The organism is Bacillus kexueae (genome assembly GCF_022809095.1).
Classification (GTDB): Bacteria; Bacillota; Bacilli; order Bacillales; family Aeribacillaceae; genus Bacillus_BZ; species Bacillus_BZ kexueae.
In genome coordinates, this window is record NZ_JALAZE010000003.1 from 93,634 (window position 1) to 119,589 (window position 25,956).

Sequence of the window (25,956 nt, forward strand, 5' to 3'; positions counted from 1 at the left end):
GTCGGAAAGTAGATTATGAGTCAGAAAGGAAGTTTTATACGATGGAGGTTTATGAACTCTCCCTTCCTATAAAGAATCCATTTGTAAAGGATTATGTACAAAATGAAGGGCAAATGGATCATTTTTTTGATTATTGTATTCACGATGAAGATGTATTTGAAAAGCGTTTAAAAGATGTTAAGGTGCGGACCTATAAGCGAGACGAACTTGCTCAATATTTACGAAACTATCATCGAAAGTTTCCGCAATGTGAGGCAACTATTCATAATATTGAACGATTGAAACAGAAAGATGCTGTTGTTGTAGTCGGTGGGCAGCAAGCAGGACTTTTAACAGGACCTTTATATACAATACATAAAATCATTTCTATTATTTCTTTAGCGAAAGAACAGGAAAATAAACTAGGTGTCCCGGTAATCCCTGTTTTTTGGATTGCGGGAGAGGACCATGATTTTGAAGAAATTAATCATGTTCATGTCTTGAATAAAAACCAAGTAAAAAAGAAGTCCATACGTCAAATTCCGATTCAAAAGAGTATGGTGTCCGACATTCGATTGGATAAAAAGGCTTGTATGGCATGGGTGCATGAAGTGTTTCAGCATTTCGGTGAAACGAATTATACGAATGACTTACTAAGAAAAATAGATGACTTCATTCAAAACTCTTATTCTTATGTAGACTTTTTTGAGTATATTGTAATGGATCTTTTCAGTGATTCAGGACTTGTTTTAATAAATGCTGCTTCTCCAGAACTGCGTGAAATCGAAAAAGAATATTTTTATCACTTGTTAAAAGGCCATAGAGAAATCTATGATTCCGTTATGAAGCAGCAACAAAGCATGCGCGAACTTGGATACGAGCCAATCATTGAAATGAAAGAAAATAGTGTTAACATATTCTTCCACTATGATCAAGAAAGGTTCTTGCTAAAAAAGGAAGACGAAGCAACATTCAGCATTCCTGAGCACGGGCTTACAGTAGGGGCTGAAGAATTAGAAAAAATCTTGAGCGATTCTCCTGAGCGCTTTAGTAACAACGTAGTCACGAGACCTTTAATGCAGGAAATGTTATTGCCGACCCTTGCATTTATAGCTGGCCCAGGTGAGATTGTTTATTGGGGCGAACTTCGAGAGGCATTCTGTTCATGCCGCTTGAAAATGCCCCCAGTTGTCCCGCGTATCAATATCACTTTCATGGAACGTCACATTGAGTCGGACTTGAATGAATTGGAATTGAGTTTGGAAGAAGTGTGGGGGAAAGGCGTACATTCGTTGAGTGAGGATTGGTTGGCAAAACAACAACCGGTAAATATTCAACCGTTTGTTGAAGAAGCGAAAGAACAAGTTGAACAAATCCACCGATCATTAAGAGAGAAAGCGTTAGAGATTGACAAAAGTCTTAAACCACTTCTTGAGAAAAATGCATTTTTTATTGAGAATCAGCTCTCTTTTGTGGAAAAAGCGGTTCGAAAACGGGTGCAAGAAAAGTATGAAAATGAATTGAATAAGTTTAGAAGAATTGAACAATCTTTATTACCGAATGGTGCTCCTCAAGAGCGAATTTGGAATGTCTTTTACTATATCAACAAATATGGACCTGAATTCGTAAAGAACTTACAGCATCAGACATATTCCTGTAACGGAAAACATAAAGTTGTCAAAATATGAGGATGAAAAGAAAAAAATCCTGTGTAAAACAGGGTTTTTTTTTATTTCCATAAATAGTACAATATAGTTGTGGAGAAAAGTGGGGGAAAGTGGTGAGTTTAGGGTAGAAAGTGGGGACATCGTATGTTCATGGGGGAATTTCATCATACAATTGATGTAAAAGGGCGCATGATTGTACCTGCTAAATTTCGAGAAGGGCTTGGGGAGACTTTTGTGTTAACGAGAGGTCTTGACCAATGCTTGTTCGGATACCCTTTAAACGAATGGCGTTTACTGGAAGAGAAATTAAAGTCGCTCCCACTAACGAAAAAAGACGCACGTGCATTTACACGATTCTTCTTTTCAGGAGCGGTTGAATGTGAGCTTGATAAGCAGGGACGAATTAACATCACTGCACCGCTTCTAAAGTATGCTAAGTTAGAAAAAGACTGTGTGGTCATTGGAGTCTCGAATCGAATTGAATTATGGAGTAAAGAGGTTTGGGAGAAATATGTAGAAGAGCAAGAAGAATCGTTTGAAGAAATAGCTGAAAACATGATTGATTTTGATATATAATCACTGAAATGTTGATAATAAGAATTAGAATCGGGAGTGATGGATGTATTCTCCCATTTACAGCAATAGGTGATTTCAACTTGTGATAATTAAAGGTGGTTACAACAATGTTTGAACATAAAACGGTACTATTAAAGGAAGCTGTGGACGGGTTAAACATAAAACCCGATGGAATTTATGTTGACTGCACTTTAGGCGGTGCCGGCCATAGCTTTGAAATTGCTTCTAGACTAACAGAGGGTGGACGTCTGATCGCTTTTGACCAAGATGATTTCGCATTAATGCATGCAAAAGAGAGACTAGCTCCATACTCAGAACGGGTAACTTTCATTAAAAGTAATTTTCGTTTTTTAACGGAAAAGCTATCTGAACTTGGAATTGAAAGTGTGGATGGAATTTTATTTGACTTAGGCGTTTCCTCTCCTCAATTAGATACACCTGAGAGAGGGTTTAGTTATCATCATGACGCACCTTTAGATATGAGAATGGATCAAGACCAATCGTTCTCTGCTTACGACGTCGTAAATGAATGGTCGTATGAGCAATTAGTGAAAATATTTTTCCAGTATGGAGAAGAAAAATTTTCAAAACAAATTGCTCGTAAAATCGAGTCATCTCGTCAAATCAAACCTATTGAAACAACAGGCGAACTCGTTGAAATTATTAAAGAAGCGATTCCAGCGCCTGCTCGCCGAAAAGGTGGTCATCCAGCAAAACGGATTTTTCAAGCGATTCGCATTGCTGTGAACGATGAGCTAAAAGTGTTTGAAGAAGCCATTGAACAAGCTATTGCTTTATTAAATCCGAAAGGTCGCGTTTCAGTTATTACCTTCCATTCACTTGAAGATCGAATCTGTAAGGTAACATTTAAAAAAGCGGCCGAGACACCTCCGTTACCACCGAATTTACCAGTGATACCTGAAGAATTTAAACCAAAGGTTAAAGTTATCACACGGAAGCCGATTATACCAAGTGAAGAAGAACTTGAAGACAACAATCGAGCTAGATCTGCAAAACTTCGTATTGCGGAAAAAGTTGATTATTAAGGAGGTTTAAGGATTTATGAGCAATTTAGCCGTTAAGATCCAAGAGCGGAAACAAAATGAACAGTCGAAACAAGTCCAACAAAAAGTAGTTGTTCAAAAGCGTCCTTTATTCACACTAGGTGAAAAAATGTTGTTTGGCATGTTTATGATGATTGTTGTATTCGGTGCCGTGTTTATTTTGTCAAATCAAGTAAAGTTATACGAAGTGAACAAAGATATTCAAGCGCTTGAAGCGAAAGTAAACGAACAACAAAAAGTGAACAATGACCTTCTTATTCAACAAGATGAATTAAGCAATCCTGAACGTATCTGGGCGAAAGCAAAAGAATTAGGGCTTACATTAAATCCAAATAACGTAAAAGGTGTACAGGACTGATCGATATGCAAAAAAGCAAAAACATTAACAGGGGAGCAGCAATATTATCCTTAATATTTGCTTTGCTCTTTTTTGTCTTATTAGGCCGATTTTTTTATATCCAAGCAACCGGAAAAGTAGATGGACAAGTATTGGCGGTGAAAGCGGAAGAAAAGTATACAAATCAAGTGATGCTTGAAGCGACAAGAGGCACAATTGTCGATCGAAATGGGGAAGTGCTTGCACAGGATACCGCGACATTTACCATTGTGGCTGTGCTAGATGAAGAATTAACTGAAAATGCAAAAGAACCACGTCACGTTGTGGATAAAGAAGAAACGGCAGAAAAGCTTGCCCCAATTTTAAATATGGAAGAAAGTGAAATTTTATCGATTTTAAATAAAGACCGGAAGCAAGTGGAGTTTGGGTCAAAAGGGCGAAATTTAACCTTCTCCACAAAACAAGAGATTGAGAGACTTGAACTACCAGGTATTGGTTTTATTCGTGATACGAAGCGCTTCTATCCAAACGGAGATTTCGCTTCATATATCCTCGGATTTGCGATAAAAGAAGAGAAAAAGACAGTTGGAAAGCTAGGAGTCGAGGCATATTTAGATGAATATTTGCAAGAAACAGATGGTTACGTTCAATATAAAAAAGACAGCTACGGACTCAAATTGCCTTCTAGTGAAGATGAAATTGTCGCACCGGACAATGGAAATACTGTATATTTGACGATTGACCAAAAAATCCAAACGTTTTTAGATGATGCGATGAAGGAAGCTGGAAAAGAATATAATCCAAAAAAGATGATCGGAATAGTCGCTGATCCGAAAACAGGGGAAATATTAGCAATGTCCCAGTATCCTAGTTTTGACCCGAATGTACGGGATATCACAAATTACTATAATGATGCAATATCTTACGCTTTTGAACCTGGATCAACAATGAAAATTTTCACCCTGGCAGCTGCGATTAATGAAGGGGTATATAACGGAAATGATATGTTTCAATCGGGCACCTACCCAGTGCAAGGGGCAAAAGATATTAAAGACCATAATAATGTCGGGTGGGGGGCCATCACGTTTAATGAAGGGGTTCAACGCTCATCAAATGTTGCCTTTTCTATTCTTGCGAAAGAAAAAATAGGTTTTGATACACTTTATCAATATTTAGAGCGATTTGGTTTCATGGAGGAGACTGGAATTGACTTGCCAGGGGAGTTAACGGGAACAATTCAATATACGTATGAACGTGACAAACTTTCCACTGCCTTTGGACAAGCTTCTTCTGTCACTCCAATTCAACAAATTCAAGCGGCAACAGCTGTTGCAGGAAACGGACAGATGATGAAGCCGTATGTTATTGATAAGATTGTCGATCCTGATACGAATGAAACGATAGTGGATAACGAACCAGAAGTTGCAGGAGAGCCGATTACAAGTGAAACGGCTAAAGAAGCGCGTGATATTTTAGGAACAGTTGTCAGTTCGGAAAATGGAACCGGTCAAGTATTTCATATTGATGGATATGAAGTAGCTGGAAAAACAGGAACTGCGCAAATTTTTGAAAACGGAAGATATTTGTCTGGAAAAGAGAACTTTATTTTCTCCTTCTTAGGAATGGCTCCGAAAGATAATCCCAAGCTCATTATGTATGTCGCTGTACAGCAACCAGAATTAGAACCAACCGAGGCAGGGAGTGCACCTGTATCATTTATTTTTAAAACGGTTATGAAGAACGCCTTGGAATACTTACGTGTTAAACCTGAAACAACAGAGGAACCAAAATCATCGGAAACAAAGATCGGATTTACATTGCAGGATTATAAAGGAGATACAGTGCAAAGAGTTGTAGAATCATTACAAAAGCAATCTTTGGAAGTAATTACACTTGGAGATGGAAATAAAATTACCGATCAATATCCTCTTCCTGATACGAATGTGATTGCTAATGAAAAAGTTATTTTAAAAACGAGTGGATCAATGAAAATACCTGATTTAACTGGTTGGTCATTACGAGATGTATACAAATTGGCTACTGTAATCGGCTTACATGTAAATGTTGAAGGAAACGGTTATGTAGCAGCACAATCCATCCAGGCGGGAACAGAAGTTAGTGAAGGTGCAACATTGATGGTTAACTTGCAAACGGATGGGCACGCCGAACAGGGAAGTAGTGAAGAAGCGGAACAGAGTTCTGAAGAGGAAGATAGATAAGGCTGTCCGATAAGCCCTTAAAAAATGAAGCAAGTGAAGAAAAACGGGTCGTTTTTCTCCACTTGCTTTTGTATTTTTTGGCTATGATCTGAAAGAAGCTGACGGCGACTCCTGCGGGAACTGCACGAGCGGAGGCCCCACAGACGAGCCTGCGAGTTGAGGAGGAGATAATTGAATGAACCGAATTTCAATTTACGAAGAAAGGGGCTGTACTTTTTGGACAGCCGCTATTTTTTACACCAAATGTCCATCATTCAATACGTGAGTAGTAGGGCTTGTTCTATTATGAAAATTCGGCGCATATAGTTTCGATAACGACCAATGTGTGAGGGGAGTATCGACTGTGCGTGTATCTAATGTTACCGTTCGAAAAAGACTTGTGACGGTCCTATTTGCGGGGTTTTTAATTTTCTTTATTATCGACATTCGCCTGGGGTATGTACAGCTTTTGATTGGCGATCAACTGACGACATTAGCAAAAGATTTGTGGAGTCGGAACATCCCGTTTGAACCAATGCGAGGAGAAATTTTAGATCGGAATGGTGAAAAGCTTGCGACCAATGTAAGTGCTCCTACCGTTTATATCATACCGCGTCAAATTGAAGACCCGAATGAAGCGGCAACTGAACTGGCATCCGTATTGAATATGAGTGTAGAGAAGGCTTATCAATATGTGACGAAGCAGGCGATGAGTGTCAGAATAAAAGAAGGAAGAAAGATTTCAAATGAAAAAGCTGAGGAAGTGCGAGCGCTAGGACTTGCTGGTGTCTATATCGCTGAAGATAATGAGCGATATTATCCATATGGCAGTTTTTTATCTCATGTTCTTGGGTTCACGGGAATTGATAACCAAGGGTTAGCGGGTCTTGAATTGTATTATGAAGAAAAATTAAAAGGTGAAAGAGGATATGTCCAGTTTTATTCTGATGCAAAAGGTCATCGTTTAGAGGGAGAAGGAGAAGAATATACACCACCTGTTGATGGCTTGAATTTAAAATTAACAGTAGATATTGATATTCAAAAAATTGTGGAACGAGAGTTGGATAATGCTGTGGCTCAATACAACCCGGATGGGGCTATTGCGATTGCGATGAATCCAAATAATGGAGAAATTTTAGCCATGTCTTCGCGTCCGGATTTCGACCCCGCTGAATATCAAGAAGTGGACCCGCAAGTCTATAACAGAAATTTACCAATCTGGAGTGCATATGAACCGGGTTCAACCTTTAAAATTATCACGTTAGCAGCTGCATTGGAGGAGGGAAAAGTTGACTTAGAAAAAGAAACCTTTGATGACCCAGGTCATGCAACCGTAGCCGGTGCCAAGCTTAGATGTTGGAAAAAAGGAGGACATGGGCATCAAACGTTTTTAGAAGTCGTTCAAAACTCATGTAACCCAGGGTTTGTCGAGTTGGGAGAACGTTTAGGAACTTCCACCCTTTTCAGTTATATTAAAAAATTTGGATTTGGTGAAAAAACAGGAATTGATTTACAGGGAGAAGGAAAAGGGATCCTTTTCGCGGAGAAAAACGTCGGACCGGTTGAGTTAGCGACAACAGCATTCGGTCAAGGGGTATCGGTAACTCCTATTCAGCAAGTGGCGGCAGTATCTGCAGCAGTAAACGGAGGAATTTTGTACACTCCATACATCGCAAAAGAATGGATAGATCCTTTAACTGGTGAGACTGCTAGTGCAACTACACCAACTGCTAAAAGACGAGTTATTTCAGAGGAAACATCAAAAGAAATTCGTTATGCGCTTGAAAGTGTTGTTGCTCAAGGAACGGGGAAAGGAGCATTTGTTGATGGGTATCGGGTCGGAGGGAAAACAGGAACAGCTCAGAAAGCTGTGAACGGTGCCTATTTAGAGAATAACCACATTGTTTCCTTTATTGGATTTGCTCCAGCGGACGATCCACAGATTGTTGTTTATGTGGCGGTTGATAACCCGAAAGGAACGGTTCAATTTGGAGGAGTAGTCGCAGCTCCAATTGTCGGCAATATTATTGAAGATAGTCTTCGGCATATGGAGGTAGAACCAAGGGAAGAACAAATTGAAAAAGAATATACATGGCTGGACACAAAGCTAGTAGAAGTACCGAATATTATAGGGTTGACGAAGCAAGAACTAAACCAACAACTCGTTAATTTGCAAGTAGAAATTAGTGGAGAAGGCAATACCGTTATTGATCAATCTCCGTCACCAGGTGAAAAAGTAAAAGAGGGCTCAAAAGTTCGTGTATTTGTTGGTGACGAACAAGAGGATTCATAGAAGTAGTTTCAGAAAGTTGAATTTATAGATAGGCAGTGTAATAGTATCATCACATTGGGCTCACAATACAGTTTCCATCTGTATCGTTAGCCCTTTCTGCACTTTCGTTCATAAATTGTTTTTACGTTGTATGGAACTTTTTTGTTATTTAAGCTAAAATGTTTACGTACATCGTTACTGCTATACATATATATGAAGTAGAAGTAAGTTGAGAGGATTGAAAATGATGGAATTAAGGGCTCTATTAAAACATTTATATCAATATAACGTTTTCGGAGAACCAACGGTAACCATTTCGTCAATAGAAATGGATTCAAGGCTTGTTAAAAAAGGGAGCCTTTTTATTTGTATTAAAGGGTTTACGGTTGATGGACATGATTTTGTTCAACAAGCCATTGAAAACGGGGCTGTTGCAATAATTGCAGAGCGTAAGTTGCAGGGGATTGACATCCCTGTAGTTGTTGTTCCTGATACGAAACGAGCAATGGCTCGGCTGTCGGATGCGTTTTATGATCATCCAACTCACAAAATGCACCTCATTGGTGTTACAGGAACAAATGGAAAAACAACCATTACTCACATTTTAGAGCAAATATTTAAGCATGCTCATAAAAATACAGGCTTAATCGGCACGATGTACATGAAAATAAAAGACGAAACATTTGAAGTGAAGAATACAACGCCTGAGAGCTTAACATTGCAAAAAACGTTTCATGATATGGTTCAAAATGATGTTACTCATGCGTTCATGGAAGTTTCTTCACACGCTCTTCATATGGGTCGTGTACACGGATGCGATTTCGATGTAGCTGTTTTTACGAATTTAACCCAAGATCATTTAGACTATCATGAAACGATGGAAGAATATCGTAACGCAAAAGGTCTTTTATTTGCTCAACTAGGAAATACATTTAATCATCAGAAACCTAAATTTGCTGTTTTGAATCAAGATGATCAAGCTTCAGAATTTTATAAAGCGATGACAAGTGCACATGTCGTGACATACGGGATCGACCAGCCTTCTGATGTAATGGCAAAAAATATTAAAATGGGATCAAATGGAACTACATTTGATTTACTAACCCCAATCGGGAATGTTCCGTTAACTATGAACTTAGTAGGGAAATTCAGTGTGTATAATGTATTAGCAGCTGTTGCAGCTGCTATGGTTAGCGGTATGGACTTAGATACGATTGTAAAAGCTGTCGAACAGCTTAAAGGAGTTAGAGGCAGATTTGAGCTTGTACAAGAAGGGCAAGACTTTTCTGTTATCGTTGACTATGCACATACACCTGACAGCTTAGAAAACGTTTTGAAAACGGTTCGGACATTTACGAAAGGTAAAGTGTATGTCGTGATTGGATGTGGAGGAGATCGCGACCGAACGAAAAGACCTTTAATGGCTCAAGTTGCTGTAAAGTATGCTGAAGAGCCAATATTCACATCGGATAACCCGAGGAGCGAAGACCCACTTCAAATATTGAAGGATATGGAAGAGGGTGTGCGTGGTAAACATTATCGTTCCATTGTGAAAAGAGACGAAGCCATTCAGTTTGCGATTCACAACGCGAAGATTGGTGATACTGTTGTTATTGCTGGCAAAGGTCATGAGACGTACCAAATCATAGGAAAAGAAACGTATGAGTTTGATGATCGTGCAGTAGCGATTGAAGAAATTAAGAAGAAAAGGAACGAAAAAGAGGAGTAAATGAAAGTGGAATGGATTAATGGCACAACACATATGGTAAAAATAAATACAAAGTTCGAAAAGAAGCAGGGGATTTCGGTGAAAGGGGGAAAAGTTTATGCTTGAGCAAGTAATGATTTTTACTATTTTAATGGGTTTTTTAATTAGCGTATTACTTTCACCGATTTTTATCCCGTTTTTAAGAAGGTTAAAATTCGGCCAAAGCATTCGTGAAGAAGGTCCGAAATCTCATCAAAAAAAATCAGGAACCCCTACAATGGGTGGCATCATGATTATTATTTCGATTGTGGTGACAACTCTCGTCATGACATCAAAGTTTTCTGAGCCAAGTGTGGAAATGTATTTGTTACTCTTTGTGACAATTGGTTATGGTTTATTAGGGTTTTTAGATGATTTCATAAAAGTAGTCATGAAAAGAAATTTAGGCTTAACTTCCAAACAAAAACTAATTGGACAAATTATCATAGCCGTTATTTTCTATTTAGTATTTAATCGATATGGATTCTCTTCTGAGATTCATATCCCTGGTACGGATGTTTCGTTTGATTTAGGAATTGCTTATGTGCTACTCATTATTTTCATGTTGGTTGGTGGTTCAAATGCCGTAAACTTAACCGATGGTTTAGATGGTTTATTATCAGGGACGGCTGCAGTTGCGTTTGGGGCATATGCTGTTTTATCTTGGTACCAAGGCCAATATGATGTCGCCATTTTCTCAGTAGCAGTAGTTGGAGCTGTATTAGGATTTTTAGTATTTAATGCTCACCCAGCAAAAGTTTTCATGGGAGATACAGGATCTCTAGCTTTAGGTGGGGCGATTGTGACGGTGGCTATATTAACGAAGTTAGAAATTCTTCTCGTGTTAATCGGTGGTGTATTTGTCATCGAAACGTTATCGGTCATTATTCAAGTTATTTCTTTTAAAACAACAGGTCGTCGCGTGTTTAAGATGAGTCCGCTTCATCACCATTATGAACTGCTTGGATGGTCGGAATGGCGAGTAGTTGCGACATTCTGGACTGTTGGACTAGTCTTTGCAATGCTAGGAATCTATATCGAGGTGTGGATGTAAGGTGAAAAATATTGACAATTTTCAAGGGAAAAAAGTCCTTGTATTAGGGTTAGCAAAGAGCGGCTTAGCAGCCGCTCAATTATTACATAAAGTGGGAGCAGATGTAATTGTAAATGACATGAAGCCTTATGAGGAAAACGAAGCTGCAAAGCAATTAGAAGCTATTGGAATTAATGTCATTTGTGGTCATCATCCCGAAGACTTGCTTGAGCAAGAGAAGATAGAATGGGTTGTGAAAAATCCGGGAATTCCGTATTCCAATATCATTGTTAAACAAGCTCAAGCGAAGAAAATCCCTGTAATTACAGAAGTTGAACTTGCCTACTACGTATCAGAGGCGGAAATTATTGGAATTACAGGATCAAATGGTAAGACAACGACAACAACTTTAATTTACAAAATGTTAAAAGAGGATGGGCAAAACCCGTTAATCGCTGGAAATATAGGGAATGTTGCATGTGAAGTAGTTCAACAAGCGACGAAGGACAACGTCGTAGTAATGGAACTTTCGTCCTTTCAACTTTTAGGAACGATTCACTTTCGTCCGCATATCGCCCTGTTGTTAAATATTTTTGATGCACATTTGGATTATCACGGGACGAAAAAAGAGTATATGTTGGCGAAACAACGGATATACCTTAACCAAACGGCAGAGGAGTATTCCGTTTTCAATGCAAATGACAAAAATGTTAAAGAATTAGTTCAAGATTCGAAGGGAAAACCTATCGCCTTCTCGACAAACCAGAAAGTGAACGGTGCTTATATACATGAAGGACAAATATATTTCGGAAACGAGGTCATTATGGAAGCTTCCGAAATTGTATTGCCAGGTGAGCATAACTTAGAGAATATTTTAGCTGCCATTTCAGTTGTAAAACTTCGAGGTGTGAAGAATGAATCAATAAAAGCGGTGTTAACGTCGTTTCAAGGAGTGAAACATCGACTGCAATATGTAGCAACTGTAAAGGGTAGAAGATTTTATAATGATTCGAAAGCAACAAATATTTTAGCGACATCGAAAGCTTTAAGTGCATTTTCTTCTCCAACAATCTTATTGGCGGGTGGCCTTGATCGAGGGAATGAATTTGATGAATTAAAAGATGCAATGGGACATGTAAAAGCCGTTATCACATTTGGTCAAACCGCGCCGAAAATTGAACGTATAGCGAGTGAGTTAGGAATAGAAAAAATAAAACGTGTCGATAATGTGGAACAAGCGGTTTATGCTGCATATGATTTGTCTAATGAACAAGATGTCATCTTATTATCACCTGCATGTGCGAGCTGGGATCAATATAAAACTTTTGAAGAACGTGGTGACATTTTCATCAATGCTGTGCATAAGCTAAAATAAGGGCTTGTTCGAGAAAGATGCGCCCTTTAAATATGTATAACGGGGTGTATAACGTTGGTAACGAAAAAATCGACTCCTGACTTTATTTTATTAATCATCACGATATCATTACTATCCATCGGCTTAATTATGGTATACTCGGCAAGCGCCGTATGGGCAACGTATAAGTTTGACGATTCTTTTTTCTTTGCGAAACGGCAGTTATTATTTGCTGGGTTAGGAATCGTAGCGATGTTTTTCATTATGAACGTTGATTACTGGACTTGGCGGACATGGTCAAAAGTCTTGCTTATCATTTGTTTTATTTTATTAGTGGCTGTTTTAGTTCCTGGTGTAGGTATGGTCCGAAATGGTTCGCGTAGTTGGATTGGTGTAGGGGCATTCTCTATTCAGCCGTCCGAATTTATGAAACTAGCTATGATTGCTTTTTTAGCAAAATATTTGTCGGAAAATCAAAAGAAAATTACGTCGTTAAAAAAAGGACTTGTTCCGACTTTATCACTTGTTTTTTTAGCATTTGGAATGATTATGTTACAGCCAGATTTAGGGACGGGTACTGTTATGGTTGGAACATGTATTGTGATGATATTTATTGCAGGAGCTCGAATTAGTCACTTTGTCGGTCTAGGGATTATTGGATTGATTGGCTTTGCAGGGCTTGTCGTGTCAGCTCCATATCGAATCAAACGAATTACATCGTTTTTGGATCCTTGGGAAGATCCGTTAGGAAGCGGATTCCAGATCATTCAATCACTCTATGCAATAGGTCCTGGTGGATTGTTTGGTCTAGGACTTGGACAAAGTCGACAAAAGTTTTTTTATTTACCAGAGCCACAAACAGATTTTATCTTTGCTATATTGGCAGAGGAATTAGGGTTTATTGGCGGGACACTTATTTTGTTATTATTCAGCCTCTTACTTTGGAGAGGGGTACGGATTGCCTTAGGGGCGCCCGATTTATACGGAAGTTTTCTAGCAGTTGGTATTATTGCTATGATAGCAATTCAAGTAATGATTAACATAGGGGTAGTGACAGGTTTGATGCCCGTTACAGGTATTACCTTGCCATTTTTAAGTTACGGTGGTTCTTCTCTTACATTAATGTTAATGGCAATAGGCGTATTGTTAAATATAAGCCGATATGCTCGCTACTAGATGACTAGAAATATAAATAGCTCGTGAAACATGTTTCGAGTGGTAGAATTGGGTTGTTAATGGATTTCACCACGCTTTACGTAGAGACGGATCCGTTTAATTTATAATTGTTTTCATTGATATAAACATTACAAAACGAGAGAAATTTTATTAATGAAATGTCAAATTGTTGTAACGATTTAACGGTAAAATTCGTTATAATAATAAGAGAATGCTTGGAGCTGTCTAATTGGTTCCTAAAATGAAACAAGTGGAGAAAAGCACCTCGTTTTTCTCCACTTGGTTTTTGAACGAACATTAATAAAAAAGGTGGCGGTGACACCAATGAGAACAGCTCGAACCAAAACTAGACTGGCCGTGCCTGAGGAATGCGACCGCCATCAAAATGAAATTAGTCGAATTCAATTTCGAAGATAGAGCTATAGTTTTTGGATAGTCCATCGACTAGTATTGTAATGATTTTATAACGGTTATATTCATTTTGGTGAAATATGGAATATCTTACAAATAAGCTGTTTACTAGATGAAATGTTATATTAGTACATTAAAATACATTGATTCAAGGTATAATTTACTCTTTGAATGGAGCGTAATGCTAGGAGTTTATACTAAAAATGTTTTGTAATAGAAACAATGTATACGAAAACAGTCTAGGTAAAAGAAATTCAATCAAATGTATGGTTTATTGGGGGAACGAACATGAAAATTGTAGTGTCTGGTGGAGGCACTGGTGGGCATATTTATCCTGCCTTGGCATTAATAAACGAAATAAAAAAACACCATGAAAATGTAGAATTTTTATACATAGGTACGGAAAAGGGACTTGAAAGCTCCATCGTCCAAAGAGCTGGTATACCGTTTCAATCCATTCATATTACAGGGTTTAAGCGAAAGGTATCGATGGAAAATATGAAAACAGTCGTGCGTTTTTTGAAAGGTGTCACGAAAAGTAAACGAATATTGAAAGATTTCGGAGCGGATGTCGTTATTGGTACAGGAGGGTACGTGTGCGGACCAGTTGTGTATGCTGCCTCTAAATTAGGTATTCCGACAATAATCCATGAGCAAAATAGCTTACCGGGATTAACGAATAAATTTTTAGCTCGATATGTCGATAAAGTAGCGATTTGTTTTGAAGAAGCAAAAAAGTATTTCCCAGAACATAAAGTAGTATTAACAGGAAATCCACGCGCCTCTGAAGTCATTGGAAAGGATCCGCAAAAAGGACGCAAATCCCTGGGATTAAACAGTGAGAAGCCATGTGTTTTAATTTTTGGAGGTTCACGTGGAGCTCGCCCTATTAATGAAGCCGTCATTGAAGCATTACCGCATTTTGCAAAACAAAGTTATCAAGTGGTGTACGTGACGGGAGAAGTACATTATGATCACGTAATGGAACAAGCGAAAAACAGAAACGTAGGGTCTCATGTTATCATTAAGCCGTTTATTCATAATATGCCAGAAGTTTTAGGTGGAGTTGATCTTGTTGTTTCGCGTGCAGGTGCTACAACCTTGGCTGAGATAACAGCTCTCGGTTTACCAAGCATTTTAGTTCCGAGTCCTTACGTTACGGCAAATCATCAAGAAGTTAATGCGCGAAGTTTAAGTGATCATGAGGCAGCTGTGCTTTTATTAGAAAAAGATTTAACAAGTCAGTCGCTGATTAAGCATATTGATGAAATATTACTAAACGAAACGAGATTAAATCAAATGAAGGAAGCATCGAGAGCGTTAGGTGTACCAGATGCTGCTGAAAGATTGTATAAAGAGATTGAAAGATTAGTGAGTAAAAAGTAAAGAGATGTAAAACGGGGTGTTAACATGAAAGATATCATACAACAGCTTGAAAAAGCCCAAGTAGGTAAAGTGTTGCAAGATGAACCACTTGCGAATCATACAACGATGAAAGTTGGAGGCCCTGCCGATATTTTTGTAGAACCTCATGGGATTGATGAATTAAAAAGAACGATGGATATTGTCCGTCAGCACAATGTGCCGTGGCGAGCTATCGGAAGAGGCTCTAACCTTCTCGTATTAGATGAAGGGCTTCGTGGTGTAGTAATAAAGCTTGGAAAAGGAATGGACCATATACAAGAAGACGGAGAGTTAATCACCGTAGGAGGCGGTTACTCGCTCATTACGTTAGCGACTCTTCAAAGCAGAAAAGGTCTCACTGGTTTAGAGTTTGCAGGTGGAATTCCAGGATCAGTAGGCGGTGCAGTCTATATGAATGCTGGTGCACACGGTTCTGATATGTCCAATATATTGGTAAAGGCACATGTATTGTTTGAGGACGGTACGATGGAATGGTTAACGAATGAAGAGATGGAATTTTCATATCGAACTTCCGTCTTACAAAAGAAACGTCCTGGAATTGTTCTTGAAGCAGTACTCAAACTCCAATCAGGTGAAAGAGAAACAATTGTTGCGGAGATGCAAAAGAATAAAGATTATCGAAGAGAAACACAGCCGTGGAACTTCCCATGTGCTGGTAGTATATTCCGAAACCCACTCCCAAATTATGCAGGACAGTTAATTGAAAAAGCGGGTTTAAAAGGTTTTCAAATTGGAGGAGCTAAAGTGTCTGAGATGCACGGTAACTTTATCGTAAATGCTGGAGATGCAAAAGCTCAGGATGTTTTAGATTTAATCGCTCATATTCAAAAAACGATTCAAGAAAAATTTGATGTTAAAATGGAAACTGAAGTGGAAATTATCGGGCATAAATCTTAAAACAGTCCCCTTTATTAGGGAAGGCTATGGTATAATGTCTAATATAGGAAATAAGAAAATAAACGGCATTTCATGCCGTTTATTTTCGGTTTTACGTAAAGAATGAGATAATTTACCTAGGCATTTATGTCTATGGTGAGGTGAACATAGATTGGAAAAGCAAAAGGTTATTTCATTGGAAGACCGCGTGCCGCAATTAAAGGAAAAACGACGACAAAAGGCAAATCGACAGCTTATTGGATTTGTTTTTACTTTCTTCTTGTTAATCCTTGTTATCATTTATCTACAAACTCCATTGAGCAAAGTCTCAAATGTTGAAGTTGAAGGAGCAGTCAATGTTGGGGAAACCACCATCATTGAATTAAGTGGAATTACAAATGAGACAAGCTTTTGGAAAATAAATGAAGATGAGGTTATCAAGTCAATAAAATCAAACAAACAAGTAAATGATGTTGTAATTAAGAAAAAATTCCCATCCACTGTCATTTTATCTATAACAGAAAATGAGCGGGTGGCGTACGTATTTAAAGATTCGATGTTTTATCCGATACTAGAAAATGGTGATTTGTTAGAGAAACAAGAGCAATTGAAAGTGCCGGATGCACCAATATTAATAGATTGGGATGAAAAAGCGGATTTGATACAAGCGATGTCACTTCAATTGAAGGAGTTACCTGAAAGTGTTTCCAATGCGATATCGGAAATTCACCATACACCGAATGACACGGATAGTGAACGAATTACAATCTATATGAGCGACGGTTATCAAGTGTTAGCAACCATTCGTACATTTGCTGATAAGATGAAATCGTACCCGCAAATTGTGAGTCAACTTGACCCGAATATGAAAGGGATTATTCATTTGGAAGTTGGGTCTTATTTTGAAGCCTATAATAAAGAGCAGATGGAAGGAGAAGCAGAGGAGCAATCAAGCGATGAACAAAATGAAGGTTAATTCCTTTCTCGTTTTTATTGTGATGGTAGTTGTCGGCTTTCTAATCGCATACTCTTATCAACTGACAAAGCAAAATACACCGAAACAAGAAATTTCATCTGAACAATGGGAAAAAGAGTTTGAAATTCGTAATTTGCTAATTGAGCAGGAAGAGAAGAATAATGAATTGCAAAATCAGCTTTTTGCAATCCAACAACAAGTAACAGATTTTGAAGAAAACTTAAAGCAAGAAAAGCAAATATACTATAACCTCGTTGAAGATGTTGAGAAGCTAAGGATGTTTGTAGGAGAAGTTGGGATTAAAGGAAAAGGTGTTGAAGTGAAGTTAGAAGATGCTTCCTATATTCCTGATGGTGAAAATGTTAATCAGTATATTGTCCATGAAAGTCATTTATTTAAAGTGATTAATGAATTAAAAATATCCGGTGCATCCGCCATTGCGATAAATGGCCAACGAATTACAAGCCATTCCTATATTTATTGCAATGGTCCAGTTGTTACAGTTGATGGAAATCAATTTCCTGCACCGTTTACGATCTCAGCCATAGGAGATCCAGAGGTTCTTTCCCAGGCTCTCAACATTGCTGGTGGCGTTTTAGATCAGCTAACGTACGAAAATGTACAAGTCGAAGTGACGAAAATGAATGAGATTCAAATGGAACCATTACTTCAAACACAGCCTGCTAGCTAAAATATATTCATGCTACATTGAATGTGATTGGTGGTTTTGTACTCTATGCAAAGGCTAATCCTACAATAATAGAATGGATTGCTCCTTTAGTATCGATATAGACTGGTATACGAATAGTTAAAGAAGTACATTAAAGAAAGGCAATATGTCTACTCAAAATGATTTAAAAACCACCTCAAAACTGAGGTGAAAACTAATGGCTTAGGTGATTACGGTGAAACACTATACATGGAAGGTCGCGATCCCTTTTTCACTAATAACCGGCATATTTGGCTTTATGCTCTCAGTTCAGTACAAATCCATTCAAGAGCCGGTTGTTCGCGATACGCGTGATATTTGGGAGTTACGAACAGATTTAAAAGAACAACAACAAATACAGATTGATCTGCTAGAACAAATTCGCAAGTATGAACAAATAGTGGAAAGTTATAAGCAGGAACAGGCTGACAGTGCAGAAGCGACATTGCGCGATACGCTTGATGAACTGAAGAAGCAAGCTGGACTAACGGAAGTTACCGGACCAGGTGTCATTTTAACCATTGAACCATTATTTGAATTGGATTTAGCTGGTCATTCTACTTATCAATTATCACCACAATTATTAATTCGTACAATCAATGAATTAAATTCATATGGGGCAGAGCATATTTCAATTAATGATCACAGAGTTATAAACACAACGGTTATTCGTGATATTAATGGAACGACGAAAATCGATGGTTACAATTTGAACCGTTTTCCGATTACGATTCAAATTATTGCGGATGATGCTGAAAAGCTCTATAACCGCATTCACGCATCCACGCTGAAAGATGATTTTGCGATTGATAGTTTAAATTTATCCGTGACAAGACCAGAGCAAATGGTTGTTGTTCCTGCATATGAAGATACAATACGTGTCAAGCATATGGAACCACTTAATCTAGAAAAGGAAGGGAATACGTAAAATGTGGCTTCCAATCATAGGATTGTTACTTGGAATTATGTTAGGGTTCGTTAGTGACGTGAAAATCCCGACGCAGTATGCGAATTATTTTTCAATTGCGATATTGGCTGCTTTAGACACCGTAGTTGGAGGAATTCGAGCTCATTTACAACAAATGTACGATGATTTAATCTTTGTTACAGGGTTTTTCTTCAATATAATTCTTGCTGCAAGTTTGGCTTTTCTAGGTGTCCATCTTGGTGTAGACTTGTACTTAGTAGCGGTATTCGCCTTCGGTGTACGACTGTTTCAAAACATAGCTGTCATTCGCCGACTTCTTATTTCAAATTGGAAAACAATGAGAGAAAATAAGAAAAAAAATTAATTTTTTAAAGGGAAAAGAAAGGTTTTGTTGAATTTAGTCATATAACATACTTTGAAAATACATATGTTCTCTTTCAAGGGTCATATTTAAGATAGTCCTTGATTGTTACAATTATTTAATACTAGTTTCATTGTAATGTTCTTCTCTAAATAATAGAATAGACTTGACAGGTAAGGAGGTGCCATAGAATGAACAGCAATGAAATTTACGTAAGTCTTGACATCGGTACATCCAATGTGAAAGTGATTATCGGTGAAATGGTCGATGATTCACTTAACATAATTGGCGTCGGAAACGTAAAATCTAAAGGTTTAAAAAAGGGTTCAATCGTTGATATAGATGAAACCGTTCATTCTATTAAAAAAGCAATTGAGCAGGCTGAGAGGATGATTGGAGTTCCAATATCGCGTGTCGTAGTTGGGATTTCGGGAAATCATGTGCAACTACAACCTTGCCACGGAGTAGTAGCTGTCTCAAGTGAAAATAAAGAAATTTCGAATGAAGATGTAAAACGAGTAATAGAAGCAGCCCAAGTATTATCCATCCCACCTGAGCGAGAAATTATTGATTGTATACCGTCACAATTTATCGTTGACGGATTGGATGGAATTAACGATCCTAGAGGAATGCTTGGCGTTCGATTAGAAATGGAAGGATTACTAATTACTGGGTCAAAAACAATATTACATAACCTGTTGCGCTGTGTTGAACGCGCTGGACTTGAAATATCAGATATTGCTTTACAGCCCCTTGCTTCTGGAACTGTGGCGCTGTCCAAAGATGAGAAAAATTTAGGCGTTGCGCTGATTGATATTGGGGGCGGCTCTACAACCATTGCTTGTTTTGACCAAGGAGAATTAGTTGCAACGAGCGTGCTACCTGTTGGTGGGGAACATATTACAAAAGATATTTCGATTGGATTAAGAACTTCAACAGATGATGCTGAACAAGTAAAAGTGAAGCACGGACATGCTTTTTACAACCATGCTTCTGACGAGGAAGTATTTGAAGTTTCAACAATCGGAAGTGATAAGACACAACAGTTTAATCAGCTTCATTTAGCTGATATTATAGAAGCAAGACTTGAAGAAATCTTTGAACTTGTTCAACACCAGTTGAGAAAGTTAGGGATAAGAGAACTTCCAGGAGGCTTTGTATTAACTGGAGGGTCTGTTAACATTCCCGGCGTGCTGGAACTTGCTCAGGCAGTATTGGAAAATAACGTCCGTATTGCAAGTCCAGATTACATTGGGGTACGACATCCACAATATATGACGGGTGTAGGACTTATTCAATTTGCCTACCGTAATGCAAAAATACAAGGAAGAAGAATTGGCTCAAACATTCAACAGATGGAAAAGGTAGTACAAACCGTTCCGAATGAACCAGTTCAGACTCAACGAGGAGCACAAAAACCGAAACCGAAAAATGAAGAAAAGGTTAACCGTGTGAAAAAGTTTTTTGGTTATTTCTTTGAATAATTGTAAGCATAGAAGCATTGATGGATTAGGAGGATTCGCATGTTGGAGTTTGATACGAATATTGACGGTTTTGCAACGATAAAAGTAATCGGTGTCGGTGGAGGCGGAAACAACGCTGTAAACCGAATGATTGAACATGGAGTTCAAGGAGTAGAATTTATTGCTGTAAATACAGATGCACAGGCGCTAAACCTTTCAAAAGCAGAGACAAAGATGCAAATTGGTGCGAAATTAACACGTGGATTAGGGGCAGGTGCAAATCCTGAGGTAGGGAAAAAAGCTGCAGAAGAAAGTAAAGAGCAAATTGAAGAAGCATTAAAGGGTGCGGACATGGTATTCGTCACTGCAGGAATGGGTGGTGGAACTGGTACTGGTGCGGCTCCAGTTATTGCACAAATAGCGAAGGATTTAGGGGCTTTAACAGTAGGTGTTGTCACTCGTCCGTTTACTTTTGAAGGTCGTAAGCGCGCAATGCAAGCGGCTGGCGGGATTTCTGCTATGAAGGAATCGGTTGATACACTTATCGTCATTCCGAACGACCGTCTTCTTGAAATTGTAGACAAAAACACACCAATGCTGGAGGCATTTAGAGAAGCTGATAACGTACTTCGTCAAGGTGTTCAGGGTATTTCTGACTTAATCGCTGTTCCAGGACTTATTAACTTAGACTTTGCCGATGTAAAGACAATAATGTCTAACAAAGGTTCTGCTCTAATGGGAATCGGTGTTGCTACTGGGGAAAATCGCGCAGCAGAAGCGGCTAAAAAAGCGATTTCTAGCCCGTTACTTGAAACGTCAATTGATGGGGCACAAGGTGTTCTTATGAATATTACAGGTGGAACAAACTTAAGTCTTTATGAAGTGCAAGAAGCGGCTGATATCGTTGCTTCCGCGTCTGATCAAGATGTAAATATGATTTTCGGTTCTGTTATTAACGAGAACTTAAAAGATGAAATTGTTGTTACGGTTATCGCAACTGGATTTACAGAGGCAGAAGTAAACCCTGTAAAACAAACAAGACCATTTGCAAACACTGCGCAAGTCAAGCAACAGCCAGTTGCGCCAAAACGAGAACCAAAAAGAGAAGAGATTCAACAAGAAATGACAAATCGTGCGGTACAGCAAGCAGAAGATACGTTAGATATTCCAACGTTTTTGCGTAACCGCAAAAAAAGATAATTCATGCTTAATAGAAGCAGATGGAGTTTTAATCTTCATCTGCTTCTTTATTTATAACGAAAAGAAAGCTAGGCTTTTTCTACCTTTATCTGAACGTCTCACATTCATGACGAGATTCGTTCAACTCCTTTTAAAACCTCTCCGTTAAACTTCAAAAATATGTACTTGATAAACTCAAGGAAGTAAGAAAATTCCGAGCAAAATTTTATAAATATTTATCCAGCCTGCTAAATGGAATCCCCGTACGTTTGTCCATTGTATTTATTCGAATGCGAAATTTTGTCTTTATATTGTTTTTGACATATGGAAAAACAGGGGGAGGATAATATAGAAGAAGGAAAGACTTTGAATAGGAGAGGTGGATGCTCTATTTGTTATTCGTTACAGATGAATGGCAAGTTGTTTATCAATTTTTATGGATCTTACTTTTTGCATTTATATGCTTGAATAGAAAGGAGGAAGCGAGTACAAGACAAATGACATTGATTCTCTGCATTAGTGTATTACTTCTTTTCTTTTTATTTTATACGAGTGAAGTAGCTTTTTTTGAATGGTTTATTACTCATCATATGGTTCAGTTAAGCATTTTCCTTTTTATCAGTCCATTAATCGTCCTACAATTCTTCAGTTTGACCAAAAATATATCCAACAACCTTTTTTGTTGGATTATTGGGATATTTAGTGTTCTATTACTCTTTTATCATATACCACAATTTCTTTTCCTTTTACATCAAATACCTTATATGCACGACTTGTTTCTCTCAATTCTGTTCCTATTATCGTTTTTTTGTTGGCGGTGTTATTTGTCTATACCACGATCGAATGGTTTTATGTTTTCTTTAATATTTTTATTAGCATTACTCCCAGCTTGCTTATCGTTAGTGAGTGGAGCTTTTCTCAGTCCAAATGCACTTACAGCAACTAATCTCTTTTCTAATGATATATGTTTTGTACCTGTAAATGCTTCATTCAAAATTGATTTATTGGTTGGAGCTGCCATTATGTTTGTGGTTCATAAGCTATGTATCTATTTTGGTCGTTGTACACAAAAATCATCGTTAATATAGAAGGATAATAAGTGGAACGGGTAGTGCATCGGTATTTTGTACTACTCGTTCCGTTTTCTATAAGGTCATATCAAAGGTACTTAAAGGATAAGGTGTTTACAGATGACTTCTGCTGGCTGAAGAGAAAAACTGACTATCCAGATAGAGACTCTTTTGAAAACTGAGGCCACTAACCAATTTGATTCGCTAGACACTAGGATCCGAAACGTAACATGTTGCCCGCCGAAAGCAACGATGTTTACGTAAAACCTACATAAATAATAATCGGCAGTACGGTAAAACCCATCATCTTCTGAAATAACTCGACGTAACTACCGAATATCTGCCAAAATAACAGAAATTTCTTCGTCGTAAAGTGACAGACTTCCCTCTGTCTGTCCTTTATACTTATGACAAACATAAGTGCGTCCAACAGAAATCTATGATAGAAGGGAAGGTTTCATTGACCGTTTATTTAGACGTCATATGGTTATTAAATTTTTTCTTTGATCTTTTCCTTATATTGTTAACCGGTTTGATTTTAAAAAGAAAGCTGAGATGGTGGAAAATCATCACCGCATCGCTCCTCGGTTCGTCTATGGTACTTTTTTTATTCACGCCATATGGACAATTGGCAAGTCATCCTATAGCAAAGTTATTGACTTCTTGTTTCATTGTTCTTTTAGCATTTGGTTTTGGTCGATTTCGGATATTTTTTCAAAACTTATTAAGTTTCTACTTCGTATCGTTTGTAGTAGGTGGGGGGATGCTTGGTACGTACTTTTTCTTCGAGTTTAGCATGGTGTTTCAAGACAGTGTCCTGTTAACGAATTCGAATAGTTTTGGAGATCCGATTAGCTGGACGTTCGTCTTAATTGGATTCCCAATAGCATGGTATTATGCTAGGCATCAATTTGATCAAGTTGAGATGACAAAAATTCAGTATGATCAAATCGTTCAAGTGACAATCCGATTGAATGAAAAGGTGGAAACGGTAAAAGGGTTGATTGATAGCGGGAATCAATTGTATGACCCAATTTCTAAAACCCCTGTCATGATTATCGAAACGGGAAAAGTGCAACATATAATCCCTCCTTCGATTTTAGCGATTATCGAAGATGACAATCCAATTGAAAAGATGCATGAAGTAGACACAAATTGGCTTAATAAGTTAAGGATTATCCCTTATCGTGGTGTGGGTAATGACCACCAATTCCTTGTTGCTTTTAAGCCAGACGAAGTGACAATTGAAAAGAATTCAGAAACAATTGTTGTTTCAAAAGTATTCGTTGGGTTAAATGGACGTTCACTTTCCGCGGATGGAAACTATGAGTGTATTGTTCATCCGAAGATGCTTCAATCAGGAAGAATAAAGAACGTATCTTAACCGATTATTAAGGGGGAGGAAAATGAGAAAAATTCGGTTTTATTTAACGTATTATTGGTATAAATTCCTTATTAAGCTTGGAATTAAAACGGATGAAATATATTATATCGGTGGAAGCGAAGCATTGCCTCCTCCATTGACAAAAGATGAAGAAGAAGTGTTGTTAAAAAAACTCCCGAGCGGTGATCAGACAGCACGTTCCATTTTAATTGAACGAAATTTACGCCTCGTTGTTTACATCGCAAGAAAGTTTGAAAATACTGGGATTAACATTGAAGATTTAATTAGTATTGGGACAATCGGCTTAATTAAAGCGGTCAACACGTTTAATCCAGAGAAAAAAATAAAGCTTGCAACGTATGCCTCACGCTGTATTGAAAATGAAATTCTCATGTACTTACGTAGAAATAATAAAATTAGATCAGAAGTATCTTTTGATGAACCTTTAAATATTGATTGGGATGGAAATGAATTGCTATTATCCGATGTTCTTGGTACTGAAGAAGACATCATTACGAAAGATTTAGAAGCTAATGTGGACCGAAAGTTATTGATGAAAGCATTAGAACAGTTAAATGAACGAGAAAAACAAATTATGGAACTGCGATTTGGGTTAAGAGGAGGAGAGGAAAAAACGCAGAAAGATGTCGCGGATATGCTTGGAATTTCCCAATCTTATATATCAAGATTAGAAAAGCGTATCATCAAACGATTGCAAAAAGAATTTAACAAAATGGTTTAAGGAAAAAATTTTTTTCTTGAATTTTCCTTGAATATCAAGAAGTTGTCCCAACTCCACCTTTCTGAGTCAGATGGCTTGTGCATATTTTTCCCTTCAAAGGAGATACTTATCGTAGTACAGCAAGAACTCCTGTTAGGAGGGAACATAGTGACAAGAAATAAGGTCGAGATTTGTGGAGTAGATACATCAAAATTACCTGTTTTAAAAAATGAAGAAATGCGTGAACTCTTTCGTAAAATGCAGAGTGGAGACATTACTGCACGTGAAAAGCTCGTCAACGGAAATTTACGACTAGTATTGAGTGTGATTCAACGTTTTAACAACAGAGGCGAATTTGTCGATGACCTGTTTCAAGTAGGCTGTATCGGGCTTATGAAATCAATTGATAATTTTGATTTAAGTCAAAATGTGAAGTTTTCAACGTATGCTGTACCAATGATTATTGGCGAAATAAGAAGATACTTACGGGATAATAACCCTATACGCGTATCACGGTCATTACGAGACATTGCCTACAAAGCATTACAAGTTCGAGAAAAGCTGATGCTTCAAACATCTAGAGAACCGAGCGCAGAAGAAATTGCCAAGGTTTTAGATGTCTCACACGAAGAAATTGTTTTTGCTTTAGATGCTATTCAAGATCCTGTTTCGCTATTTGAACCGATTTATAACGACGGGGGAGACCCGATTTATGTTATGGATCAGCTAAGTGATGAACGAAATCGTGACTCCAACTGGATTGAAGAATTAGCTCTTCGGGAAGGGATGAGGCGACTCAATGATAGGGAAAAATTGATTTTACGTAAACGGTTTTTCCAAGGAAAGACGCAAATTGAAGTTGCTGAGGAAATTGGGATTTCCCAAGCACAAGTATCCCGTCTGGAGAAAGCAGCCATTAAACAAATGAATAAAAACATCCAACAATAACGAAGGGTGGTGAATAGTCTACAAGGGCTATTCACCACCCTTTTTAATTGTTACAGAAAGGTTAAGTTCAATAAAGTGATAAAGTGTTCTCTTTACAGATTT

Annotated in this window: 22 protein-coding genes; 21 read left to right on the forward strand and 1 reads right to left on the reverse strand. The window is 37.9% G+C overall.

Going from position 1 to position 25,956, the window contains the following annotated elements; genetic code table 11:
* Positions 1-41 precede the first annotated feature (41 nt).
* From bshC to ftsZ, 18 genes are all read left to right on the forward strand, one after another.
* A complete protein-coding gene (bshC, locus tag ML543_RS07980; protein WP_243386721.1) occupies positions 42-1,667 on the forward strand; it encodes a bacillithiol biosynthesis cysteine-adding enzyme BshC in 1,626 nt (541 codons plus the stop codon).
* Positions 1,668-1,790: 123 nt separating this feature from the next.
* A complete protein-coding gene (mraZ, locus tag ML543_RS07985; protein ID WP_243386722.1) occupies positions 1,791-2,222 on the forward strand; it encodes a division/cell wall cluster transcriptional repressor MraZ in 432 nt (143 codons plus the stop codon).
* Between the two features lie 107 nt (positions 2,223-2,329).
* Positions 2,330-3,268 carry a 16S rRNA (cytosine(1402)-N(4))-methyltransferase RsmH gene (rsmH, locus tag ML543_RS07990; protein ID WP_243386724.1) on the forward strand — a complete coding sequence of 313 codons (939 nt, stop codon included), beginning with the start codon at positions 2,330-2,332 and terminating at the stop codon, positions 3,266-3,268.
* Between the two features lie 16 nt (positions 3,269-3,284).
* Entirely contained in the window at positions 3,285-3,644 is a 360-nt protein-coding gene (gene ftsL / locus ML543_RS07995; protein ID WP_243386726.1) for a cell division protein FtsL, read from the forward strand.
* Between the two features lie 5 nt (positions 3,645-3,649).
* Positions 3,650-5,842: a penicillin-binding protein gene (locus ML543_RS08000; protein WP_243386728.1), complete on the forward strand. Its 2,193-nt coding sequence runs from the start codon at positions 3,650-3,652 to the stop codon at positions 5,840-5,842.
* Positions 5,843-6,185: 343 nt separating this feature from the next.
* A complete protein-coding gene (locus ML543_RS08005) occupies positions 6,186-8,114 on the forward strand; it encodes a stage V sporulation protein D (RefSeq protein ID WP_243386730.1) in 1,929 nt (642 codons plus the stop codon).
* 226 nt (positions 8,115-8,340) lie between these two features.
* Positions 8,341-9,822, forward strand: a complete 1,482-nt coding sequence (locus ML543_RS08010; protein ID WP_243387002.1) for a UDP-N-acetylmuramoyl-L-alanyl-D-glutamate--2,6-diaminopimelate ligase — start codon at positions 8,341-8,343, stop codon at positions 9,820-9,822.
* A 97-nt stretch (positions 9,823-9,919) separates the two neighbouring features.
* Entirely contained in the window at positions 9,920-10,894 is a 975-nt protein-coding gene (gene mraY, locus ML543_RS08015; protein WP_243386731.1) for a phospho-N-acetylmuramoyl-pentapeptide-transferase, read from the forward strand.
* A 1-nt stretch (position 10,895) separates the two neighbouring features.
* Positions 10,896-12,248, forward strand: a complete 1,353-nt coding sequence (gene murD, locus ML543_RS08020) for a UDP-N-acetylmuramoyl-L-alanine--D-glutamate ligase (RefSeq protein ID WP_243386733.1) — start codon at positions 10,896-10,898, stop codon at positions 12,246-12,248.
* Positions 12,249-12,302: 54 nt separating this feature from the next.
* A complete protein-coding gene (spoVE, locus tag ML543_RS08025) occupies positions 12,303-13,403 on the forward strand; it encodes a stage V sporulation protein E (protein ID WP_243386735.1) in 1,101 nt (366 codons plus the stop codon).
* Positions 13,404-14,102: 699 nt separating this feature from the next.
* Positions 14,103-15,200 carry an undecaprenyldiphospho-muramoylpentapeptide beta-N-acetylglucosaminyltransferase gene (murG, locus tag ML543_RS08030; protein WP_243386736.1) on the forward strand — a complete coding sequence of 366 codons (1,098 nt, stop codon included), beginning with the start codon at positions 14,103-14,105 and terminating at the stop codon, positions 15,198-15,200.
* A 24-nt stretch (positions 15,201-15,224) separates the two neighbouring features.
* The gene (gene murB / locus ML543_RS08035) at positions 15,225-16,136 is read left to right on the forward strand and encodes a UDP-N-acetylmuramate dehydrogenase (protein WP_243386738.1); all 912 of its coding nucleotides are present in this window, start codon (positions 15,225-15,227) and stop codon (positions 16,134-16,136) included.
* A gap of 151 nt (positions 16,137-16,287) precedes the next feature.
* On the forward strand, positions 16,288-17,091 hold the full coding sequence (locus ML543_RS08040) for a cell division protein FtsQ/DivIB (protein WP_243386739.1): 804 nt from the start codon (positions 16,288-16,290) through the stop codon (positions 17,089-17,091).
* Positions 17,081-17,782, forward strand: a complete 702-nt coding sequence (locus ML543_RS08045) for a DUF881 domain-containing protein (protein ID WP_243387003.1) — start codon at positions 17,081-17,083, stop codon at positions 17,780-17,782. Before ML543_RS08040 ends, ML543_RS08045 begins: the two co-directional genes overlap by 11 nt.
* A gap of 277 nt (positions 17,783-18,059) precedes the next feature.
* Positions 18,060-18,728: a DUF881 domain-containing protein gene (locus ML543_RS08050; RefSeq protein WP_243387004.1), complete on the forward strand. Its 669-nt coding sequence runs from the start codon at positions 18,060-18,062 to the stop codon at positions 18,726-18,728.
* A gap of 1 nt (position 18,729) precedes the next feature.
* Positions 18,730-19,092, forward strand: coding sequence for a small basic family protein (locus tag ML543_RS08055; RefSeq protein WP_243386741.1), 363 nt, complete (start codon positions 18,730-18,732; stop codon positions 19,090-19,092).
* A 188-nt stretch (positions 19,093-19,280) separates the two neighbouring features.
* Positions 19,281-20,573 carry a cell division protein FtsA gene (gene ftsA, locus ML543_RS08060; RefSeq protein WP_243386742.1) on the forward strand — a complete coding sequence of 431 codons (1,293 nt, stop codon included), beginning with the start codon at positions 19,281-19,283 and terminating at the stop codon, positions 20,571-20,573.
* A 39-nt stretch (positions 20,574-20,612) separates the two neighbouring features.
* Positions 20,613-21,752, forward strand: a complete 1,140-nt coding sequence (gene ftsZ / locus ML543_RS08065) for a cell division protein FtsZ (protein ID WP_243386743.1) — start codon at positions 20,613-20,615, stop codon at positions 21,750-21,752.
* A gap of 799 nt (positions 21,753-22,551) precedes the next feature.
* On the opposite strand, the gene ML543_RS08070 is transcribed toward ftsZ, so the two are convergent.
* On the reverse strand, positions 22,552-22,752 hold the full coding sequence (locus ML543_RS08070; protein ID WP_243386744.1) for a hypothetical protein: 201 nt from the start codon (positions 22,750-22,752) through the stop codon (positions 22,552-22,554).
* Positions 22,753-23,261: 509 nt separating this feature from the next.
* On the opposite strand from ML543_RS08070, the gene spoIIGA reads away from it, so the two are divergent.
* From spoIIGA to sigG, 3 genes are all read left to right on the forward strand, one after another.
* Entirely contained in the window at positions 23,262-24,185 is a 924-nt protein-coding gene (gene spoIIGA, locus ML543_RS08075; RefSeq protein WP_243386745.1) for a sigma-E processing peptidase SpoIIGA, read from the forward strand.
* 22 nt (positions 24,186-24,207) lie between these two features.
* Positions 24,208-24,927, forward strand: a complete 720-nt coding sequence (gene sigE, locus ML543_RS08080; protein WP_243386746.1) for an RNA polymerase sporulation sigma factor SigE — start codon at positions 24,208-24,210, stop codon at positions 24,925-24,927.
* Between the two features lie 102 nt (positions 24,928-25,029).
* Entirely contained in the window at positions 25,030-25,854 is an 825-nt protein-coding gene (gene sigG, locus ML543_RS08085) for an RNA polymerase sporulation sigma factor SigG (protein ID WP_472924422.1), read from the forward strand.
* Positions 25,855-25,956: the final 102 nt, after the last annotated feature.

Bases quoted from the DNA above. Each gene is read 5' to 3' on its own strand.
- bshC (WP_243386721.1), top strand. From the start codon at position 42: ATGGAGGTTTATGAACTCTCCCTTCCTATAAAGAATCCATTTGTAAAG.
- mraZ (WP_243386722.1), top strand. From the start codon at position 1,791: ATGTTCATGGGGGAATTTCATCATACAATTGATGTAAAAGGGCGCATG.
- rsmH (WP_243386724.1), top strand. From the start codon at position 2,330: ATGTTTGAACATAAAACGGTACTATTAAAGGAAGCTGTGGACGGGTTA.
- ftsL (WP_243386726.1), top strand. From the start codon at position 3,285: ATGAGCAATTTAGCCGTTAAGATCCAAGAGCGGAAACAAAATGAACAG.
- ML543_RS08000 (WP_243386728.1), top strand. From the start codon at position 3,650: ATGCAAAAAAGCAAAAACATTAACAGGGGAGCAGCAATATTATCCTTA.
- ML543_RS08010 (WP_243387002.1), top strand. From the start codon at position 8,341: ATGGAATTAAGGGCTCTATTAAAACATTTATATCAATATAACGTTTTC.
- mraY (WP_243386731.1), top strand. From the start codon at position 9,920: ATGCTTGAGCAAGTAATGATTTTTACTATTTTAATGGGTTTTTTAATT.
- murG (WP_243386736.1), top strand. From the start codon at position 14,103: ATGAAAATTGTAGTGTCTGGTGGAGGCACTGGTGGGCATATTTATCCT.
- murB (WP_243386738.1), top strand. From the start codon at position 15,225: ATGAAAGATATCATACAACAGCTTGAAAAAGCCCAAGTAGGTAAAGTG.
- ML543_RS08045 (WP_243387003.1), top strand. From the start codon at position 17,081: ATGAAGGTTAATTCCTTTCTCGTTTTTATTGTGATGGTAGTTGTCGGC.
- ML543_RS08050 (WP_243387004.1), top strand. From the start codon at position 18,060: ATGCTCTCAGTTCAGTACAAATCCATTCAAGAGCCGGTTGTTCGCGAT.
- ML543_RS08055 (WP_243386741.1), top strand. From the start codon at position 18,730: ATGTGGCTTCCAATCATAGGATTGTTACTTGGAATTATGTTAGGGTTC.
- ftsA (WP_243386742.1), top strand. From the start codon at position 19,281: ATGAACAGCAATGAAATTTACGTAAGTCTTGACATCGGTACATCCAAT.
- ftsZ (WP_243386743.1), top strand. From the start codon at position 20,613: ATGTTGGAGTTTGATACGAATATTGACGGTTTTGCAACGATAAAAGTA.
- ML543_RS08070 (WP_243386744.1), bottom strand. From the start codon at position 22,752: ATGGCAGCTCCAACCAATAAATCAATTTTGAATGAAGCATTTACAGGT.
- sigE (WP_243386746.1), top strand. From the start codon at position 24,208: ATGAGAAAAATTCGGTTTTATTTAACGTATTATTGGTATAAATTCCTT.